Below are 20,544 nucleotides of genomic sequence, written 5' to 3'. Positions count from 1 at the left end.
GGATCGGGGCGGCGGGGCACTCTGCGCTGCGAATGTCCCCCGTCGCGGCAAGCCGCTCCCTCCTCCTTTATTTCGCTGCGCAGAGCGCCCCACCACCCCGATCCGGGAGACGTTGTTGGTATTCGACCAGCGCGCGCCAACTGGGTCCCCCATGGATGCCGGGTGGCCGATGCGGCGAAATAAAGGAGGAGGGAGGCCGAAGGCCGACGGGGGACACCCGCTGCATCGGCCACCCGGCGTCCATGGCTGTGCACACGGTCGCCGCGCAGCGCTTCGATGAGATCAGATTTCGGTCAGCAGTGGGGCAAGCCCGCAATGACAGGCTTCAGGCCCGGCGGGGCACTTCCCTTTTACCGCCCGAACCCCGCGCGCCCGTCCCCATCGCCTGTTCGATCAGCGTCGCGCCGTCGTCGAGGAGGAACTGGCGGAACGCCTGGGCCACGGGCGGCAGGCGCTTGGCCTCGCGGTGCACGACGTACCAGTTCAACATCAGCGGGAAGCCCTGGACGTCGAGCACCACCAGGCTGCCGGATTGCAACTCGCGGCTGATCGTGTGGGCTGAGAGAAACGTGAGGCCCATGCCCGCCATCACGGCCTGCTTGATCGTCTCGGTGCTCTTGATCTCCATCGCGATGTTCAGTTCGGCCAAGTGCGAGCCGAAGCCTTCGGCCATGGACGTCCAGGTGTCCGAACCCTTCTCGCGGACCACGAAAGGCTCGCGCGCCACGCGTGAAACCGGGATGCGCTTCTTCGCCGCCAGCGGATGGTCGGGTGCCGCGACGATCACATACGGGTGCGGTGCGAAGGGCTCGTTTACCGTGTCCATGTCCAGCGGCGGGCGCACCATGATCGCCAGGTCGGTGAGGTTGTCGGTGAGCTGCTCCAGCAGCTCTTCGCGGTTGCACACGCCGAAGTTGAGCGTCACGCCTTCGTGGCGCCGCGCAAATTCCACGAGCAGCCGTGGGAAGAAATAGTCCCCTGCACTGATCACGGTGACGTTGAGCTTGCCGCCGGTGACGCCTTTGAACTGCGTCATCGTCTGCTCGACCTCCTCGAACTGGCGGATGATGACGCGGCTGGCATGCAGCATCTCTGCACCCGCGGGCGTGAGGTGAATCTTCTTGCCCAATTGCTCGAACAGCGGCAGGCCCGCGTGGTCCTGCAGCTTCTTGACCTGCGTGGAAACCGCCGGCTGCGTGAGGTGCAGTTCCTCGGCGGCGCGGGAAAAGCTCAGGTTGCGGGCCACCGATTCGAAGACCTTGAGCTGACGCAGCGTGGCGTTTTTCATGGGTTCCTGACGCAAATTCCATCCATAACCTATGAGTGATCATAAGCATAAAATACTTTGACTATCATTTATCGTTCATCGTTCTTACATTTGCGTCATGGCCGGTGCAAAACGCACCGAAAAAGCCACCCGACGAACCGACAAATGGAGATCCGAGATGCGTAACGCCCCTTGCACCGACCACGACCGCCACGCCTACAACGCCGCTTTCGAAGAGTTGGGCCTCACCTGGCACTGGGATGCGAAGACCTATGAGCGCCTGCAGGCCGCGACACGTGGCCGCGAAAGCGTGCGCGCCTACCTCGAAACCGAGCAGTCGCACCTGCTGCGCGCCTACGAAGCCGACTTCCTGGTGAATGCCATCGAGACCGCGAAGGCCCGCTGCCGCGCCGAGATGGCCGGCCCGCGCTCGCACACCGCTGCTCGCCCTTCCTGGTCGGCCGAAACGCTGTTGGCGGCCTGAAGGCCGCCCGGCCAGTGAAACGGCGCGGCGGCCTGACAGGCCCGCGCCGTTTTTGCCTTTTCATTCTTTCGAAAGATTCGCATGCCGCAAAAAAAATGGCTTCGCTTCAGGGACGGGAACACCACGGGCTTCGGCACCCTCGAGGGCGAGCGGGTCAAGGTCTGGCAGGGCGATATGTTTTCGGGCGCGGCGCCCACCGACCGGTTGCTGCCGCTCGCGGAAGTCACCCTTCTCGCGCCGGTGACGCCGACCAAGATCATCGCGTTGTGGAACAACTTCCACGCGCTGGGTGAGAAGCTGAACCTCGCCGTGCCGGCCGAGCCGCTGTACCTCATCAAGTCGCCCAACTCCTACCTGGGCCCCAACGAAACCATCCGCAAGCCGGCCTGCGACGGCAAGGTGGTGTACGAAGGCGAGCTGGGCATCGTCATCGGCAAGGTGTGCAAGCAGGTCACCGAGCAGCAAGCGGCGGACCACGTCTTCGGCTACACGTGCGCCAACGACGTGACGGTCGCCGACATCCTGAACCGCGATGCGTCTTTCGCGCAATGGGTGCGCGCCAAGGGTTTCGACACGTTCTGCCCCTTCGGCCCCGTCGTCGCCACCGGGCTCGACCCCGCCAAACTCGTCGTCAAGACCATCCTCAACGGCGACGTGCGCCAGGACTATCCCATCAGCGACATGCGCTTTTCCGTGCCCAAGCTCGTGAGCCTCATCTCGCAGGACATGACGCTGTTCCCGGGCGATATCATTCTTTGCGGAACCTCAGTCGGCGTCGGCTCCATGAAGCCCGGCAGCACCGTCGAAATCGAAATTGCAGGAATCGGCAAGCTCAGCAACCGGTTCGAATAGATTTTTAATTGTTGGAGTACGGGAATGAAGATCGCCATCATCGGCGCTGGGGCCATAGGCGGGTATGTGGGGGTGAAGCTGGCGTTGGCCGGCGAAGACGTCACCTTCATCGTCCGCGGGGCCAACCTCGAAGCCATTCGCAGTAACGGCATGAAACTCATCATGCATGACGGCACCGAGCACGTCACCAAGGACGTCAAAGCCACCAACGACTACGCGCAAGCGGGCCCGCAGGACGTGGTCATCCTGGCCATGAAGGCCCACCAGGTCGAGGCTGTGGCGAAGGACCTGCCCAAGCTGTTCGGGCCTGAGACCACCGTCGTGACGATGCAGAACGGCATCCCCTACTGGTACTTCCACAAGCACGGCGGCCCGCACGAAGGCAAGCACGTGACCAGCGTCGACCCGACCGGCATGCTCGCCGAAATGATTCCCCCGCGCCGCGTGATCGGCTGCGTGGTGTATCCAGCATCGGAGCTGATCGCGCCCGGCGTCGTCAAGCACATCGAGGGCGACCGGTTCCCCATCGGCGAGCTCGACGGCTCGTCCAGCGACCGGGTGCGCGCCATCTCGGAATGCTTCACCAAGGCAGGCTTCAAGGCGCCGGTGCTGGACAACATCCGCTCGGAGATCTGGCTCAAGCTGTGGGGCAACCTCACCTTCAACCCGATCAGCAGCCTTTCGCACTCCACGCTGGTGGACATCTGCCAATTCCCGCTCTCGCGCGAGCTGGCCGCCAGCATGATGCGCGAAGCGCAGGAGGTCGCGAACAAGCTCGGCATCGAGTTTCGCGTCACGCTCGACAAGCGCATCGCCGGCGCTGAAAAGGTCGGCAAGCACAAGACGTCGATGCTGCAGGACATCGAGGCGGGCCGCGCGCCGGAGATCGACGCCCTGGTGGGCTCGGTGGTCGAACTCGGCCGCCTGACGCAGACGCCCACGCCGCACATCGACACCGTCTATGCGCTGGTCAAGCTGCTGGCCAGGACGATGGAGGAAGAAAAGGGCCACGTGCGGATGCAGGCCGCCGCCTGATTCCGCCCTCTTTGAAGTCCCTGGCGCCTCAAGGCGTCAGGGACTTTTTCATTTCCGCGACGGCCGCGTCGGATGGCGTTTCGAAGTCGTACTTCTTCCCCAGGTCGAGGGCCTTGAGCAACAGCGGCTCGGAGGACTTCAGGCCCGTGAACAATGCCGTGGCCTTCTTGATGGCGTCGGCGGGCGCATCGGGGCGCACGTACAGCCCATAGCCCCAGCTCGCATTCTTGGCGGGCACGATGAACAGCTCCGCCATGTGGATGCGCTCGTCGGTGCCGTGGTGGCTCTTCATGGTGGAGCCCTGGGCGGTCTGCAGGCGCGTGATGAGGCCGACCCAGCGGTCCGCCTGCCAGTGGAAGGCTGCCTTGGTGGGCAGGTAGCTCTGGCCAAGGCCTTGCTGCGGCACCACTTCGACGACGGTGCCGCAAAGGCTCTCGGCCTTCACCAGCGCGGTGGTGACGCCGCTCTTCATGCCGTAGCAGCTGGTAGCCTTGAGCTTGGCGAGTACTTTTGCCTGTTCTTCGGGCGGCAGCGACTTGAGCTCCACCGGTTTGCCGTCCTTCACCGTGCCCACGCTGCCGAGGATCAGCACCGACGACTGGATCGGGTCCATGTTGACCGCCACGGGCTTGTAGCCGGACGCCAGGCCCACGACGGGGTTGCCGTAGACCCAGCAAGGCGGCGATGGCTTCTTCACGGCGGCGACGACGTCCTCGGTCTCCTTCACGTTCAGCACCGGCGTCACTGGCAGCCCGGTGGGCCGCACGAACTCGATCAGTTCACGCAGCGCGCTTTCGGTCTGCGACGCGCCTTCGCCCCGGATCACCTGCGGGTTGAGGTACAAGCCGCCCTGGCAGGTCTGCGCCTGGACAGAGAACGCGGCGCCGAACAAACAGCCCCATAGCAACGCTCGTTTCATCTTTGTCTCCTGTAGGAACTGAACCCGGCTTCGTCGCTGTGCGAGCCGTGGCTGGCAGAGCCAACCCGACCTCATGCTAGTTCGCGGAACGCTTTTTTACGACGCGTGATTTCCCCAGCTGTTGACCGCGGTCAATCGCGAAATGCCGTGTTGGAGAGCGTTCTTGACTGCGGTCAAGATTGCGCCGCCGATACTGAACCTTCGTGGGCAAAACGCTTTTCTCATTGGGGATAACCCGAGTTGATGATCGCGGTCAAGAACGTTGATCACACACGCTTCCAGAATCGCACCGTTCCCCGGAAAGCGCGCTCATCAGTTGATTTTCGATGACCACCGCACGCGCATCCGGCGACACCGATCCGGTTGAAGAAAATTTTGCAAACTTGACCGTCGTCAAGTGCATTTGGAGCTACTTAGGACGACCATGTGACGCACGCTGGCTCATGGACTTCCGGGAGCAGTGAAATGATGATTAAAGGAGACCTCGCAATGAAAACCAGACTTTCAAGCTTCGGTAACGTGATGATCAAAACCGCTGCCGCCGCAACCGCGGTGGCCGCAACTTTCGCGGTGGCCCCGGCCCACGCGGCGTGGGAACCGACCAAGCCGGTCGAGTTCGTGGTGCCTGCCGGCACCGGCGGCGGCGCCGACCAGATGGCCCGCCTGATCCAGGGCATCATCGTCAAGAACAAGTTGATGAAGGAATCGCTGGTCGTCGTCAACAAGTCGGGTGGCGCGGGCGCCGAAGGCTTCCTCGACGTCAAGGGCCACAAGGGCGATCCGCACAAGATCATCATCACCCTCTCCAACCTGTTCACCACGCCGCTCGCCACGGGCGTGCCGTTCAACTGGCGCGACATGACCCCTGTGTCGATGATGGCGCTGGACCAGTTCGTCCTGTGGGTGAACAACGAGAACCCGGCCAAGAACGCCAAGGACTACCTGGCCGCCGTCAAGGCCGCCGGCCCGAGCAAGATGAAGATGGGCGGCACCGGCTCCAAGCAGGAAGACCAGATCCTTACCGTGGGCATCGAAAAGGCCACTGGCACCAAGTTCATCTATATCCCCTTCAAGGGCGGCGGCGATGTGGCCGTGCAGCTGGTCGGCAAGCACGTCGACTCGAGCGTCAACAACCCCATCGAGGCCGTAGCGCAGTGGCGCGCCGGCCAGCTGCGCGCCCTGTGCGTGTTCGACGAGCAGCGCATGCCCTACAAGACCAAGGTGACCGACAAGGAATCGTGGAACGACATCCCCACTTGCAAGGAATCGGGCGTGCCCACCGACTACACGATGCTGCGCGGCGTCTTCATGGCGCCAGGCGTGACCCCGGAGCAGCAGCAGTACTATGTGAACCTGCTCAAGAAGGTGCGTGAGACGCCCGAGTGGAAGGAATACATGGAAAAGGGCGCGTTCAACCAGACGACGATGTCCGGTGAGCAGTTCGTCAAGTGGCTCGGCACGGCCGAACAGAACCACCGTGAGCTGATGAAAGCCGCCGGCTTCATCGCTCAATAACGGGTAGGGCCCCGGCGGGGCCTTTTGCTTTCCGGGCCGGCGCAATTTTTCGCCGCCGGCCCCTCTCTCCGAATTTTCTTCACTTTTTATTTCGGGAGTTCCTGATGGAACCGAATGTGCACTCCGATGCCGCCCGCTCGGGCGTTTCCACCCACGTCGTCGAAGCGGTTGTCGCCCTGCTGATCATTCTCCTGGGCGCCACCGTCATCTTCGGCAGCCGCAAGCTCGGCTCGGGCTGGACCAGCGACGGCCCCGGCGCCGGCTACTTCCCGTTCTACATCGGGTTGATCCTCTGCATCTCCGGCGCAGGTGTCTTCTTCCAGACCTTTCTGTCCAAGAAGGGCCGCAACACAGAAATCTTCGTCGACAGCGAACAGCTCAAGCGCGTGCTGTCGGTGCTGCTCCCCGCGCTGGTCTACGTGCTGGCGATCCAGTTCATCGGCATCTACGTCGCGTCGTTCGCGTACATCGCCCTGTTCATGATCGTCCTGGGCAAGTATTCGCCGGTCAAGAGCGTGATCGTGGCGGTCGCCGTCTGCACGCTGTTCTTCATGATGTTCGAAGTCTGGTTCAAGGTGCCGCTGTTCAAGGGCGCGCTCAACCCGCTCGGCTTCCTGGGCTACTAGTCCCTTCGCTCCAATCCACACACAATACCTAGACCGAGACTGCAATGGACGAAATAAGCGCCCTCTTCCACGGGTTCAGCGTCATCTTGACGCCGATGAACCTGCTTCTCATGTTCGTCGGGATCGTGCTCGGCGTGCTGATCGGCGTGCTGCCGGGCCTGGGCGGCGCCAACGGCGTGGCCATCCTGCTGCCGCTCACCTTCAGCATGTCGCCCACGTCGGCCATCGTGATGCTGTCGTGCATCTACTGGGGCGCCCTGTTCGGCGGCGCCATCACCTCGGTGCTCTTCAACATACCGGGTGAGCCATGGTCGGTAGCGACCACCTTCGACGGCTACCCGATGGCGCAGCAAGGCCATGCGGGCGCAGCGCTCACCGCCGCGTTCACGTCGTCCTTCATCGGCGCCTTCGTGGCCGTGGTGATGATCACCTTCCTGGCACCGATGGTGGCGAAGTTCGCGCTCAAGTTCGGCCCGCCCGAATTCTTCGCGGTCTACCTGCTGACGTTCTGCAGCTTCGTGGGCATGGGCAAAGGCTCGCCGTTCAAGATCCTGGCCTCGATGACCATCGGCTTCGCGCTGGCGGCGGTCGGCATGGACACGGTGACGGGCCAGTTGCGCCTGACCTTCGGCATTCCCGACCTGATGCGCGGCTTCGACTTCCTCATCGGCGTGATCGGCCTGTTCGGCATCGGCGAAATCCTGATCTCGATGGAAGAAGGCCTGGCTTTCTCCGGCAAGAGCGCGAAGATCAACGCCAAGGTCGTGTTCGACACCTGGAAGCAGTTGCCGAAGTACTGGATGACCTCCATCCGCAGCTCGCTGATCGGCATCTGGATGGGCATCACACCCGGCGGTGCCACCCCGGCATCGTTCATGAGCTACGGCCTGGCCAAGAAGATGTCGAAGAACGGCAACAAGTTCGGCAGCGGCGAAATCGAAGGCGTCATCGCCCCCGAAACCGCGGCCCACGCCGCCGGCACCAGCGCCTTGCTTCCCATGCTGGCCCTGGGCATCCCGGGCTCGCCGACCGCCGCCGTGCTGCTGGGCGGCCTGCTGATCTGGGGCCTGCAACCCGGCCCGCTGCTGTTCGTCGAACAGAAGGACTTCGTCTGGGGCCTGATCGCCTCGATGTACCTGGGCAACCTGGTCGGCCTGATCGTGGTGCTCACCACCGTGCCGCTGTTCGCGTCCATCCTGCGCATCCCGTTCTCCATCATCGCCCCGGTGATCGTGGTGATCTGCGCGGTCGGCGCCTACACCGTGCACAACGCCATGCTGGACATCTGGCTGATGATGATGTTCGGTGTGGTCGGCTACGTGTTCAAGAAGCTCGACTATCCGCTCGCGCCGCTGGTGCTGGCCCTGGTGCTCGGCGACAAGGCCGAGGACTCGTTCCGCCAGGCGATGCTGGTCTCGCAGGGCGAGCTGGGCATCATGTGGTCGAACCCGCTGGTGGGCGGCATTACCAGCCTGGCTCTCCTGCTGCTGTTCTGGCCGCTGATCTCCCGCGTGATCGCCAAGGTCCGCCCGCCGAAGCCGCCCGCTTTCGCCGCGGAGCAGCCAGTGGATTGAGGCCTACTCGCACCAATGAAAAGGCGGCTTCGGCCGCCTTTTTTCTTTTGCGGTCATATCCGGGCGGGATCGGGGCGGCGGGGCACTCTGCGCTGCGAATGTCCCCCGTCGCGGCAAGCCGCTCCCTCCTCCTTTATTTCGCTGCGCAGAGTGCCCCACCACCCCGATCCGGGAGACGTTTTTGGTATTCGACCGGCGCGCGCCAACTGGGTCCCCCAAGGATGCCGGGTGGCCGATGCGGCGAAATAAAGGAGGAGGGAGGCCGCAGGCCGACGGGGGACATTCGCTGCATCGGCCACCCGGCGTCCATGGCCCCACGCTCGTCAGCGTGACAACCGGAGCGCTAAATCTTCCCGCGCTGCTTGAGACGACTCAGCGTCTCCGCGGAGAGGTTCAGATACGACGCAAGTTCCTTCTTCGGGACACGGTCGAAGAGCTCCGGGTGCTTGCGCAGGAACCGGTTCACACGGCCCGGCGCGTCCAGCAGGTGCAGCGTGATGGTATGCGCCATGATTTCGCTCATCAGGTGCATCACATCGTATTCGAACGACTTCTTGATGTCGTTGTGCCGTTCGAGGAAAGCCGCCCACTCGGGCATCGGGAGCTTGGCGACGCGGGCCTTCGTGACGCAAACGATGCTGTACGGCGTGGGCGTGCCCAGGCGCCAGGCGGCGTAGCTCGTTTCCATGTCGCGTTCGGCGGAAAAGCGAAGGATCATCTCCTTCGCCTGCGGATTCGTCACCACGCGCTTGAGGATGCCGTCCAGGACGAAGTATTGCTCCATGTCGTGGACGCCCTGGTGCAAGAGCGAATCGCCCTTCTGGCATTCCACGATCACCAGGTGCGATTCGAGCTCCGCGGCCTGGCCCGAATTCATCCCCTTCAGGATGGCGTTCTGCCCGAGCTGGACTCGAATGATGTTGCGTTCTGGATGGTCGGGTATGGATGACATGTGCTGTCGATCGTACGGGGCTGCACAACCGGTGGGACGCTATTCGAAGATTCCGAAAATTGACCGTGGTCAAGGGGAAAAAACACCCCCATTCCTATGATAACTCCACGGTGCAACGAGGCCCTTGCGCATGAGCGGGGAGGCGGCACGTTGCTAAGAACCACGAGCCCGAACCAAGAGACATTTCAGCATGACAAACGACACCACACGCGAACAGACGGACGGTTTCCACCTCCTGATCGATGCGCTCAAGCTTAACGGCATCGAAAACATCTATGCCCTGCCCGGCATCCCGATCACCGACCTGACCCGCAAGGCGCAAGCCGAGGGCATGCGCGTCATCTCGTTCCGCCACGAGCAGCACGCCGGCAACGCCGCGGCCGCCGCCGGCTTCCTGACGGGCAAGCCCGGTATCTGCCTCACGGTGTCGGCGCCCGGCTTCCTGAACGGCCTCACCGCCCTGGCCAACGCCACGACCAACTGCTTCCCGATGATCCTCATCAGCGGCTCTTCCGAGCGCGAGATCGTCGACCTGCAGCAAGGCGACTACGAAGAGATGGATCAGCTCGCGATCGCCAAACCGCTGTGCAAGGCTGCCTTCCGCGTCTTGCACGCTGAAGATATCGGTGTCGGCATCGCCCGCGCCATCCGCTCTGCCGTCTCCGGCCGTCCTGGCGGCGTGTACCTCGATCTTCCGGCCAAGCTGTTCGCGCAGTCCATGGACGCCGAAGCCGGCAAGCAGTCGCTGATCAAGGTCGTCGACGCCGCGCCTCGCCAGCTGCCCGCCCCCGACTCCGTCCAGCGCGCACTCGACCTGCTCAAGGGCGCCAAGCGTCCGCTGATCGTGCTGGGCAAGGGCGCTGCCTATGCGCGCGCCGACAGTGAAATCCGCGCGCTGATCGAAAAGACCGGCATTCCTTACCTGCCGATGTCGATGGCCAAGGGCCTGCTGCCCGACACGCATGCGCAATCGGCTTCGGCCACCCGTTCCTACGTGCTGGCCGAAGCCGACGTGGTGATGCTGGTCGGCGCGCGCCTGAACTGGCTGCTGTCGCACGGCAAGGGCAAGACCTGGGGCGGTGACAACGCGAAGACGCGCCAATTCATCCAGATCGACATCTCGCCGACCGAGATGGACAGCAACGTGCCGATCGCCGCGCCGCTGGTGGGGGACATCGGCTCCTGCGTCTCCGCGCTGGTGGCGGGCCTGGGCTCCAACTGGGCCAAGCCGCCGTCCGACTGGACGCAAGCCATTGGCGAGCGCAAGGACAAGAACCTGTCCAAGATGGCCGAGACGCTGGCCGCCAACCCACCGGTCATGAACTTCCACAGCGCGCTGAACGTGGTGCGCAACGCAATCAAGGCCCGCCCCGACGCGATCCTGGTCAACGAAGGCGCCAACACGCTGGACTTCGCCCGCAGCATCGTCGACATGTATGAGCCGCGCAAGCGCCTGGACGTCGGCACCTGGGGCATCATGGGCATCGGCATGGGCTTTGCCGTCGCCGCCGCGGTTGAAACCGGCAAGCCCGTCATCGCCGTCGAGGGCGACAGCGCATTCGGTTTCTCGGGCATGGAAGTCGAGACCATCTGCCGCTACAACCTGCCGGTTTGCGTGATCGTCTTCAACAACAACGGCATCTACAAGGGCACCGACAAGAACATGAGCCCGCAGGGCGGCGACGTCGCCCCCACCGTGTTCGTCAAGGGCGCGCGCTACGAAATGATGATGCAGGCCTTCGGCGGCGTCGGCGTGGTGGCCAACAACCCCGCAGAGCTCGAGAAGGCCCTCGACGAAGCTGTGAAGTCGGGCAAGCCCACGCTGATCAACGCGATCATCGACGAGACCGCCGGCACCGAGAGCGGCCGCATCACCAGCCTCAACCCGCAAAGCGCGGCCAAGAAGAAGTAACCTGTTTTATAGATCCCACAAGGAGCCACAACCATGACCAAACCCCTCAACGGCATCAAGATCATCGACTTCACCCACGTCCAGGCGGGCCCGGCATGCACGCAAATGCTGGCCTGGTTCGGCGCCGACGTGATCAAGGTCGAGCGGCCCGGCTCCGGCGACGTGACGCGCAGCCAGCTGCGCGACATCCCGAACGTCGACGCGCTGTACTTCACCATGCTCAACAGCAACAAGCGCTCGCTGACGCTGGACACCAAGAACCAGGCCGGCAAGGAAGTGCTGGAAAAGCTCATCAAGGTTTCGGACGTGATGGTCGAGAACTTTGGCCCCGGCGCCCTCGACCGCATGGGCTTCACCTGGGAGCGCATCCAGGAACTCAACCCGAAGATGATCCTGGCTTCGGTCAAGGGCTTCTCCGACGGCCACCACTACGAAGACCTGAAGGTCTACGAAAACGTGGCACAGTGCGCCGGCGGCGCGGCCTCCACCACCGGCTGGTGGAAAGGCGAGCATTCGGAGCCGACCATTTCCTCCGCGGCGCTGGGTGACAGCAACACCGGCATGCACCTGGCCATCGGCATCCTGACGGCCATCATCGGCCGCCAGCAGACCGGCAAGGGCCAGAAGGTCGCCGTGTCCATGCAGGACAGCGTGCTGAACCTGTGCCGCGTGAAGATGCGCGACCAGCAGCGCCTGGACCGCCTGGGCTACCTCGAAGAGTATCCCCAGTTCCCGCACGAGAAGTTCACCGACGTGGTGCCCCGTGGCGGCAACGCCGGCGGCGGCGGCCAGCCGGGCTGGATCCTGAAGTGCAAGGGCCATGAGACGGATCCGAACGCCTACATCTACTTCACCGTGCAAGGCCACGCCTGGGAGCCAATTTGCGACGCGCTGGGCAAGCCGGAATGGAAGACGGACCCGGCTTACACCACGCCGAAGGCCCGCCAGCCGCACATCATGGACATCTTCGCCACGATCGAAAACTGGCTGAAGGACAAGACCAAATACGAAGCCGTGGACATCCTGCGCAAGTTCGACATTCCCTGCGCCCCGGTTCTTTCCATGAAGGAACTGCTGAACGACGAGTCGCTGCGCAAGAGCGGCTCCATCGTCGAAGTGCAGCACAAGGAACGCGGCAGCTACTTCACCGTCGGCAGCCCGATCAAGTTCTCGGACCTCAAGCCCGAGATCACCGGTTCTCCGCTGCTGGGCGAACACTCGGACGAAGTGCTGGCCGAACTGGGCTACACCAAGGACCAGATCGCCACCATGCACGCCATGAAGGCTGTCTGAAAGTAGACTCAGCGACATGCAAACAGCAATCGACCTCAAGCAGTTGGTGGAGGCCGTCGGCGACGCGGTGATGGTGGCCGACGCGAGCGGCGCCATCGTCATGTGGAACCCGGCGTCCGAGCGGATGTTCGGCTACACCGAGGCCGAGGCGATGGGCAAGTCGCTGGACATCATCATCCCCCAGCGCCAGCAGCAACGGCACTGGGACGGCTACCACAAGACCATGGAGACCGGCAAGACCCGCTACGGCAACGATGTGCTGCGGGTGCCGGCCGTCCACAAGGACGGGCACACGCTCTCCATCGCTTTCACGGTGGCCCTGCTGATGACGCCGGACAACAAGGTCGGTGGCATCGCCGCCATCGTCCGTGACGAGTCCGACCGCTTTGCCGCGGAGCGCGAGATGCGCAAGCGGCTGATGGAACTCGAAGCCCAGCTGGCCACTCCGGCCGCCCCGGCTTGAGCTACGGGCGCGCCGCGCCCGTCCATGGTGATTAACATAGGGGTTGATTCTTCAACTCCCGAGTGAGACTGTTCATGAGCAAAGCGTTAGACGGCGTCCGCATCCTCGACTTCACGCACGTCCAGTCGGGGCCGACCTGCACCCAGCTGCTGGCCTGGTTCGGCGCCGACGTCATCAAGGTGGAGCGTGCCGGCGAAGGCGACGCCACGCGCGGCCAGCTGCGCGACATTCCCGGCGTGGACAGCCTCTACTTCACGATGCTGAACCACAACAAGCGGTCCATCACACTCGATACGAAGAAGGCCAAGGGCCGCGAGGTGCTGGATGCGCTCATCAAGACCTGCGACGTGCTGGTCGAGAATTTCGCGCCCGGCGCGCTGGACCGCATGGGCATCACCTGGGAACACATCCAGAAGATCAACCCGCGCATGATCGTCGCGTCGGTGAAGGGCTTCGGCCCCGGCAAATACGAGGACTGCAAGGTCTACGAGAACGTCGCGCAGTGCGCGGGCGGCGCGGCCTCCACCACCGGCGAGGTGGACGGCATGCCGATGGTCACGGGCGCGCAGATCGGCGACAGCGGGACGGGCCTTCACCTGGCGCTTGGCATCGTCGCCGCGCTGTACCAGCGCACCCACAGCAACCGCGGACAGAAGGTGCTGGCACCCATGCAGGACGCCGTGCTCAACCTGTGCCGCGTGAAACTGCGCGATCAGCAGCGGCTGGAGCGCACGCACACGCTGCACGAATTCCCGCAATACCCGGACGGCAAGTTTGGCGACGCGGTGCCGCGCGCGGGCAATGCCTCCGGTGGCGGCCAGCCCGGCGCCATCTTGAAATGCAAGGGCTGGGAGACGGACCCCAACGCCTACATCTACTTCATCACCCAGGGCGCGGTATGGCCCGCGATCTGCAAGGTAATCGGCGAAGAAGACTGGATCGAGGACGAGGCCTACGCCACGCCCCAGGCCCGGTTGCTGCACCTGAAGCCGATCTTCCGCCGCATCGAGCAATGGACCATGACCAAGGACAAGTTCGAGGCCATGGACATCCTGAACAAGCTCGACATTCCCTGCGGCCCGATTCTGTCGATGAAGGAGATCGCGTACGAACCATCGCTGCGCGAAACCGGAACCATCGTCGAAGTCGACCATCCTACCCGCGGCAAGTACCTGACCGTGGGCAACCCGATCAAGATGTCGGACAGCCCCACCGACGTGACGCGCTCTCCCCTGCTCGGCGAGCACACGGACGAAGTGCTGTCGCAGCTGGGCTACAGCAGGTCGGACATCGACCAACTGCGCGAAGAGCGCGTGATATGAACCATCCCATCATTCCCATCGCGGTCGCCCTGGCCTCCCGCGAGCGCAAGCGCCAGGCACCCAAGGGCCGGCGCGTAGACCCGCAGGCCCTGGCCGACGTGCAGCGCCTGCTGGGCGCCGCACCGCGGCGTGCCGACCTGCTGATCGAGCACCTGCACAAGATCCAGGACCACTTCAAGCACCTGTCGTCGGCGCACCTCGCGGCCCTGGCGCAAGAGATGCGCCTGGCCCAGACCGAGGTGTACGAGGTGGCGAGCTTCTATCACCACTTCGACATCGTGAAAGAAGGCGGCGACGCCCCGGCACCGCTCACCGTGCGCGTTTGCGATGGCCTGTCCTGCGAGATGGCCGGCGCGAAAGAGCTGCTGCGCAAGCTGCCCTCGCTGGTGGGCCGTGATGTCCGCGTGATCGCCGCGCCGTGCATCGGCCGCTGCGAACAGGCACCCGCCGCCGTGGTGGGCCAGAACCCCGTGCCCAACGCCACTTGCGAGGCCGTGGTCGACAAGGTCAAGACCGGCGCGGTGACGCACCAGCCCGAGGAATACGTCGACTTCGCGCGCTACCAGGCGGCCGGCGGCTACGAGCTGATCAAGCATTGCATCTCCGGCGACCGCGACGTCGAGCTGGTGATCAAGACCATGGAAGACTCGGGCCTGCGCGGCCTGGGCGGCGCGGGCTTCCCGGCCGGCCGCAAGTGGCGCATCGTCCGCGCCGAAGCCGGCCCGCGCCTGATGGCGGTGAACATCGACGAGGGCGAGCCCGGCACCTTCAAGGACCGCGTGTACCTGGAGCGTGACCCGCACCGCTTCCTCGAAGGGATGCTGATCGCCGCCTGGGCCGTGGGCATCGAAAAAATCTACATCTACCTGCGCGACGAATACCACGGCTGCCGCGAGGTGCTGGAAACGGAACTGGCGAAGCTGCGCGCCGCCCCGCCCGTCAAGGGCATGCCCGAGATCGAGCTGCGGCGCGGCGCCGGCGCCTACATCTGCGGTGAAGAGTCGGCCATGATCGAATCGATCGAAGGCAAGCGAGGCATGCCGCGCCTGCGCCCGCCCTACGTGGCGCAGGTCGGCCTGTTCGGCCGCCCGACGCTGGAGCACAACTTCGAAACCCTGTACTGGGTGCGCGACATCCTCGAGAAAGGCGCGGCCTGGTTCTCCTCGCATGGACGCAATGGCCGCAAGGGCCTGCGCTCGTTCTCGGTCTCGGGGCGTGTCAAGGAGCCTGGCGTGAAGCTGGCGCCCGCGGGCATCACCATCCAGCAACTGATCGACGAATTCTGCGGCGGCATGCTGGACGACCACACCTTCTACGCGTACTTGCCCGGTGGCGCATCAGGCGGCATCCTGCCGGCCACGATGAACAACATCCCGCTGGACTTCGACACGCTGCAGCCCTACGGCTGCTTCATCGGTTCGGCCGCGGTGATGATCCTCTCGGACCACGACACGGCCACCGATGCGGCGCGCAACATGATGCGCTTCTTCCACCACGAGTCCTGCGGCCAATGCACGCCCTGCCGAGTCGGCACGGCCAAGGCGGCGCACATCATCGACCAGCTGAAGTGGGATTTGCCGCTACTGGCCGACCTGTCGCTGGTGATGCGCGACGCCTCGATCTGCGGCCTGGGCCAGGCGGCGCCGAACCCGGTGGACTGCGTCATCAAGTACTTCCCGCACGAATTGTGAGCCCCCACGCTTGCCGCTACGCGACTGCGCTGCCCCCCGAGGGGGCCCAGGCCTGCTTGGGGCGGCCCGGCGCTGGCCTGAGAACTGAGGATAAAGAATGAACGCTGTCACACGACAAGAACTGGCCCAGCTCGACGCACCGCTGGTGAGCTTCAGCCTCAACGGCCGTGAAGTCACCGGCCGCGCGACCGAGACCGTGCTGCAAGTGGCCAAGCGCGAAGGCGTGGAGATCCCGCACCTTTGCTTCAAGGAAGGCATGGAGGCGGTGGGCAACTGCCGCTCCTGCATGGTCGAAATCAATGGCGAGCGCGTGCTGGCGCCCTCCTGCTGCCGCAGCCCGACGCCGGGCATGAAGGTCGTGACCGACAGCGAGCGCGCCGTCGCTTCGCAAAAGCTGGTGCTCGAGCTGCTGCTCTCGGACATGCCCGAGGCGGACTACACGCGCCACAACGAGGTGGACCAGTGGGCCGCGAAGATCGGCGTGGGCAAGCCCCGCTTCGAAGCGCGCGCGCATGTCGCACCCGACCTCTCCCACCCCGCCATCGCGGTCAATCTGGATGCCTGCATCCAGTGCACGCGTTGCCTGCGCGCGTGCCGCGACGAACAAGTCAACGACGTGATCGGCCTCGCCTTCCGTGGCGACCAGGCGAAGATCGTGTTCGACATGGACGACTCCATGGGCGGCTCCACCTGCGTGGCCTGCGGCGAATGCGTGCAAGCCTGCCCCACCGGCGCGCTGATGCCCGCACGTGAAGCCGCGCTGGCCGTGCCGGACAAGCAGGTCGAGTCCGTCTGCCCGTATTGCGGTGTCGGCTGCCAGCTGACCTACAACGTCAAGGACGACAAGATCCTCTTCGTCGAAGGCCGCGACGGCCCGGCCAATCACGGACGCCTGTGCGTGAAGGGCCGCTACGGTTTCGACTACGCACACCATCCGCAGCGCCTGACCAAGCCACTGATCCGCCGCGAAGGCATGCCCAAGACCGGCGACTTCGAGATGGATCCGGACCGGGTGATGGACGTCTTCCGTGAAGCCACGTGGGAAGAAGCGCTCCACTTTGCCGGCGGCAAGCTGGCCGCCATCCGCGACCAGCACGGCAAGAAGTCGCTCGCCGGATTCGGCTCGGCCAAGGGCAGCAACGAAGAAGCCTACCTGTTCCAGAAGCTGGTGCGCACCGGCTTCGGCAGCAACAACGTCGACCATTGCACTCGCCTGTGCCACGCATCATCGGTCGTCGCGCTGCTGGAAGGCATCGGCTCGGGCGCCGTGTCCAACCCCGTGATGGACGTGACGCAGGCCGACGTGGTCGTGATCATCGGCGCGAATCCGACGGTCAACCACCCGGTCGCCGCCACCTGGATCAAGAACGCCGTGAAGAACGGCACCCAACTGATCGTGATGGACCCCCGCCGCTCGGACCTGACGCGCATGGCCCACCGCCATTTGCAGTTCAAGCCCGATACCGATGTGCCCATGCTCAACGCGATGATGAACGTCATCGTCAACGAGGGCCTTGTCGACGAGGAATTCATCGCCAGCCGCACCATCGGCTACGACGAGCTGCGCAAGAACGTCGAAGGCTACACACCCGAGCTGATGGCGCCTATCTGCGGCATCGATGCTGATACGTTGCGCTACGTAGCGCGTCTCTTCGCCACGTCGAAGGCCTCGATGATCCTGTGGGGCATGGGCGTCTCGCAGCACGTGCACGGCACCGACAACGCGCGCTGCCTGATCGCACTGTCGCTGATGACCGGCCAGATCGGCCGTCCCGGTACCGGCCTGCACCCGCTGCGCGGCCAGAACAACGTGCAAGGCGCGTCGGACGCGGGGCTCATCCCGATGATGCTGCCCGACTACCAGCACGTCTCCAACCCCACGGTGCGCGCCAGCTTCGAGAAGGCCTGGGGCGTCGCCGCCGGCTCGCTGGACGACCAGGTCGGCCTGACCGTGGTCGAGGTGATGCACGCCATCAAGAAGGGCGGCATCAAGGGCATGTACGTGCAGGGCGAGAACCCCGCCATGTCGGACCCGGATGCGAACCATGCGCGCGAAGCGCTGGCCGCGCTCGACCACCTGGTCGTGCAGGACATCTTCCTGACCGAAACCGCTTACCTTGCGGACGTGATCCTCCCCGCCAGCGCCTTCCCCGAGAAGGACGGGTCCTTCACCAACACCGACCGGCTTGTGCAGATGGGCCGCAAGGCCGTGAACCCGCCGGGCGATGCGCGCCAAGACCTGTGGATCATCCAGGAGATCGCCAACAAGCTGGGCTGCGGCTGGAACTACAAGCACGTGTCGGAAGTGTTCGACGAGATGCGCCACACCATGCCCAGCATCGCCGGCATCACGTGGGAGCGGCTGGACCGCGAGCATTCCGTCACTTACCCGTGCATGAAGGAAGGCGACCCCGGCCAGTCCGTGGTGTTCGTGGACGACTTCCCGCGTGAAGGCGGCCGCGCGCGCTTCGTGCCGGCCGACATCATCCCGGCCAATGAGCGCCCGGACACCGAATACCCGATGGTGCTGATCACGGGCCGCCAGCTCGAACACTGGCACACCGGCAGCATGACGCGCCGGGCCACGGTGCTGGATGCGCTCGAACCCGACCCGGTCGCGCTGATCCATCCGCTGGACCTGGCCGATATGGGCGCCAAACCGGGTGAGGTGGTGACGATCGAGTCGCGGCGCGGCAAGGTGGAGCTGTACGCGCGGGCCGACGAGAACTCCCCGCGCGGCGCCGTATTCGTGCCGTTCTGCTACTACGAGGCTGCGATCAACAAGTTGACCAACGCGGCGCTCGACCCGTTCGCGAAGATCCCGGAGTTCAAGTACTGCGCGATCCGCGTGACGCTGGGCGGTGTGCCGCCGTTCCAGGCGAGCTACGGCGGGGGCCAGGCACTGGTGAACGCGATGAGCTGAGACCCTGCTCGGCCCAGGGTGCGGCGCACAGCGCGCACAATGGGCCGTTCATGACCCTGCCCAACGACCTCCCCCACGCCCCCATCCGCCTTCGCTACAAGGCGGACCTGCGCTATGACGTGCGCTCCGCTGCGTGCGACTTCGTCTTCAATGTGCAGGCCACCCGCACGCCCCATCAGCGCGGCGGCCGTGGGAGGCAAGCCACGGCACCATGCCCGCCAAGGGCAAGCACCTTTAATAAGCGCGATCTTGGCCAGATTCCTGCTAAGCACTGCCTGGGGATTCGCCACCGCCAATCTTGAGGACGGCATTGGCCGACCCATACACCGCCTCGTAGAAAGTCCCCGACTCATTTGCCTTTTGAATGAGCGTCTTCAGTATGTCCATCTTTGATTCGGAGAATCTGTAGAACTGAAGGTGTTCTTCCACTTTTTTCCGTGAAAGACTCAATACATATGTCCCTTTAGCACTGCTCTGCCACTGCCTGATGTCACTGGAAAAGAAGCAGAGCAACTGACTGGAACCCCGATCAAACATCAGGAACAGTACGACCATGAATGGTGAATCGACATAAGATTTTGGGATTTGAATGGTAGTTCTTCCCTTTTCTTTCAAACTTCGGCCTTTGCACTGTATTCGGCAGAACCTCAAGCCATCATCGAACTCAGAAAAGGCGATGAGGTCCGCACCCAGCATATCCGTATATGGCTTAGCAACTACAAGGTTGTTAAGCATGAGTTCATGAACAATGAGACTCTCCGCGACGTTGGCAAGATGGGAAGTGTTCACAGTATCGAGATCCGATCAAAGCTTACAACTGGGGCAGAAAGGCCGCGCGGCAATCTGCACAAGGTTCAGCATAGAGGGCCCAGACAACGCGCAAACGACTGCAGCTTGATGGTGGGCGAGCTCTCAAGGGGCGGTTGGATTTCCTATACCTTTAAGCCTGCTGCAACAGCCTATCGTGCGCGGAGGCCCTAGGCGGCCCTCGACCACGCCCGCACGCTTCGTGCCGTCAACGTTGCATATTCATGAAAGAGCACGTTGCGAAAGGCGACGATGCGCGGGAGATCCGCGATGGTCGCTGCCGTCGCTGGATCAACGCGAGACAACCGGTTGAGCGCTTCGCCGATGATCTCGAACTGGCGTTCGACGGCCGACCGAAGATACTCATCGGCGTCGTAATCTACAAAGGTCGCGCCGACAGTGAAGCGGACAACACGCTCCGCAGCCTGTTGCGCATCCCACACCAGTTTGCCGGCGTCAGGATGCATACACCGTCTGGCGCTCTGCCGTGACGCGTTGGCGGAAATAGGGGTTGGACAAGCTGCTCGGAGTCACCAAGTCGACCGGCCGGCCAAACAGGGCCTCGAGGCCCTCCTTCAGCTCGAAATAGGCCTGCGCATAGGCGCTCGGCGCCGCGCTATCAAACTCGACCAAAAAGTCCAGGTCGCTGTTCAGCGGGTCGAAGTCCTCGCGCGTGACAGACCCGAAAGCATCCAACCTGCGTGCACCCGAGCGCCGGCACAAGTCGGCGACTTCGTTTCGCTTTTGATCGAGCAGAGGGTTCATGACGGCTTCCTGAGGGAATTATGCCGCCAGCTGGGTGCGCTGTGCAGATCAAGAGCAAGCAGCGCGGGCGCACAATGAGCCGTTCATGACCCTCCCCCACGATCTCCCCCACGCCCTGTCTCTTATACAGATCTCCGAGGCCAC

At 63.8% G+C, this 20,544-nt stretch carries 18 protein-coding genes; 12 read left to right on the top strand and 6 right to left on the bottom strand.

Annotated elements, in window-relative coordinates:
• Positions 1–325: 325 nt before the first annotated feature.
• On the bottom strand, positions 326–1,288 hold the full coding sequence (locus tag EEB15_RS32205; RefSeq protein ID WP_141514084.1) for a LysR family transcriptional regulator: 963 nt from the start codon (positions 1,286–1,288) through the stop codon (positions 326–328).
• Between the two features lie 157 nt (positions 1,289–1,445).
• Here EEB15_RS32205 and EEB15_RS32200 point away from each other — a divergent pair, with 157 nt between their 5' ends.
• The 3 genes from EEB15_RS32200 (at position 1,446) to EEB15_RS32190 (ending at position 3,638) form a co-directional block, all read left to right on the top strand.
• On the top strand, positions 1,446–1,751 hold the full coding sequence (locus EEB15_RS32200) for a hypothetical protein (protein WP_141514083.1): 306 nt from the start codon (positions 1,446–1,448) through the stop codon (positions 1,749–1,751).
• An 81-nt stretch (positions 1,752–1,832) separates the two neighbouring features.
• On the top strand, positions 1,833–2,603 hold the full coding sequence (locus tag EEB15_RS32195) for a fumarylacetoacetate hydrolase family protein (protein ID WP_199236692.1): 771 nt from the start codon (positions 1,833–1,835) through the stop codon (positions 2,601–2,603).
• Positions 2,604–2,627: 24 nt separating this feature from the next.
• Positions 2,628–3,638 carry a 2-dehydropantoate 2-reductase gene (locus EEB15_RS32190; RefSeq protein WP_141514081.1) on the top strand — a complete coding sequence of 337 codons (1,011 nt, stop codon included), beginning with the start codon at positions 2,628–2,630 and terminating at the stop codon, positions 3,636–3,638.
• Between the two features lie 28 nt (positions 3,639–3,666).
• On the opposite strand, the gene EEB15_RS32185 is transcribed toward EEB15_RS32190, so the two are convergent.
• Complete coding sequence (locus EEB15_RS32185) at positions 3,667–4,557, bottom strand: hypothetical protein (protein WP_141514080.1); 891 nt, start codon at positions 4,555–4,557, stop codon at positions 3,667–3,669.
• Positions 4,558–5,079: 522 nt separating this feature from the next.
• Between EEB15_RS32185 and EEB15_RS32180 the strand changes: the two genes are divergently transcribed.
• From EEB15_RS32180 to EEB15_RS32170, 3 genes are all read left to right on the top strand, one after another.
• Complete coding sequence (locus tag EEB15_RS32180) at positions 5,080–6,072, top strand: tripartite tricarboxylate transporter substrate binding protein (protein WP_233259714.1); 993 nt, start codon at positions 5,080–5,082, stop codon at positions 6,070–6,072.
• A 104-nt stretch (positions 6,073–6,176) separates the two neighbouring features.
• The gene (locus EEB15_RS32175) at positions 6,177–6,698 is read left to right on the top strand and encodes a tripartite tricarboxylate transporter TctB family protein (protein ID WP_141514078.1); all 522 of its coding nucleotides are present in this window, start codon (positions 6,177–6,179) and stop codon (positions 6,696–6,698) included.
• Between the two features lie 44 nt (positions 6,699–6,742).
• Positions 6,743–8,272, top strand: a complete 1,530-nt coding sequence (locus EEB15_RS32170; protein ID WP_141514077.1) for a tripartite tricarboxylate transporter permease — start codon at positions 6,743–6,745, stop codon at positions 8,270–8,272.
• Between the two features lie 343 nt (positions 8,273–8,615).
• On the opposite strand, the gene EEB15_RS32165 is transcribed toward EEB15_RS32170, so the two are convergent.
• Entirely contained in the window at positions 8,616–9,224 is a 609-nt protein-coding gene (locus EEB15_RS32165; protein ID WP_141514076.1) for a Crp/Fnr family transcriptional regulator, read from the bottom strand.
• A gap of 190 nt (positions 9,225–9,414) precedes the next feature.
• Between EEB15_RS32165 and oxc the strand changes: the two genes are divergently transcribed.
• The 6 genes from oxc to fdhF all read left to right on the top strand — a co-directional run bounded on the left by oxc (position 9,415) and on the right by fdhF (position 18,828).
• A complete protein-coding gene (gene oxc, locus EEB15_RS32160) occupies positions 9,415–11,136 on the top strand; it encodes an oxalyl-CoA decarboxylase (RefSeq protein WP_141514075.1) in 1,722 nt (573 codons plus the stop codon).
• Positions 11,137–11,169: 33 nt separating this feature from the next.
• Complete coding sequence (gene frc / locus EEB15_RS32155; protein WP_141514074.1) at positions 11,170–12,429, top strand: formyl-CoA transferase; 1,260 nt, start codon at positions 11,170–11,172, stop codon at positions 12,427–12,429.
• Between the two features lie 16 nt (positions 12,430–12,445).
• Entirely contained in the window at positions 12,446–12,892 is a 447-nt protein-coding gene (locus EEB15_RS32150; protein ID WP_141514073.1) for a PAS domain S-box protein, read from the top strand.
• Between the two features lie 74 nt (positions 12,893–12,966).
• Positions 12,967–14,214: a formyl-CoA transferase gene (frc, locus tag EEB15_RS32145; RefSeq protein ID WP_141514072.1), complete on the top strand. Its 1,248-nt coding sequence runs from the start codon at positions 12,967–12,969 to the stop codon at positions 14,212–14,214.
• Positions 14,211–15,905, top strand: a complete 1,695-nt coding sequence (locus tag EEB15_RS32140) for an NADH-ubiquinone oxidoreductase-F iron-sulfur binding region domain-containing protein (protein ID WP_141514071.1) — start codon at positions 14,211–14,213, stop codon at positions 15,903–15,905. Before frc (EEB15_RS32145) ends, EEB15_RS32140 begins: the two co-directional genes overlap by 4 nt.
• A 97-nt stretch (positions 15,906–16,002) precedes the next feature.
• Positions 16,003–18,828 (top strand): formate dehydrogenase subunit alpha, encoded by a 2,826-nt coding sequence (gene fdhF / locus EEB15_RS32135; protein ID WP_141514070.1) that lies wholly within the window; start codon positions 16,003–16,005, stop codon positions 18,826–18,828.
• 264 nt (positions 18,829–19,092) lie between these two features.
• Here fdhF and EEB15_RS32130 read toward each other — a convergent pair whose 3' ends face one another.
• The 3 genes from EEB15_RS32130 to EEB15_RS32120 form a co-directional block, all read right to left on the bottom strand.
• Positions 19,093–19,617: a group I intron-associated PD-(D/E)XK endonuclease gene (locus EEB15_RS32130; RefSeq protein WP_141514069.1), complete on the bottom strand. Its 525-nt coding sequence runs from the start codon at positions 19,615–19,617 to the stop codon at positions 19,093–19,095.
• Between the two features lie 188 nt (positions 19,618–19,805).
• A complete protein-coding gene (locus EEB15_RS32125; protein ID WP_141514068.1) occupies positions 19,806–20,102 on the bottom strand; it encodes a DUF86 domain-containing protein in 297 nt (98 codons plus the stop codon).
• Positions 20,092–20,400, bottom strand: coding sequence for a nucleotidyltransferase family protein (locus tag EEB15_RS32120; protein WP_141514067.1), 309 nt, complete (start codon positions 20,398–20,400; stop codon positions 20,092–20,094). The genes EEB15_RS32125 and EEB15_RS32120 overlap by 11 nt, the downstream gene beginning before the upstream one ends.
• Between the last annotated feature and the right edge of the window lie 144 nt (positions 20,401–20,544).

It is taken from the genome of Ramlibacter sp. WS9, from assembly GCF_003797765.1.
Classification (GTDB): domain Bacteria; phylum Pseudomonadota; class Gammaproteobacteria; order Burkholderiales; family Burkholderiaceae_C; genus Ramlibacter.
This window is presented reverse-complemented; position numbering and strand designations above follow the sequence as displayed.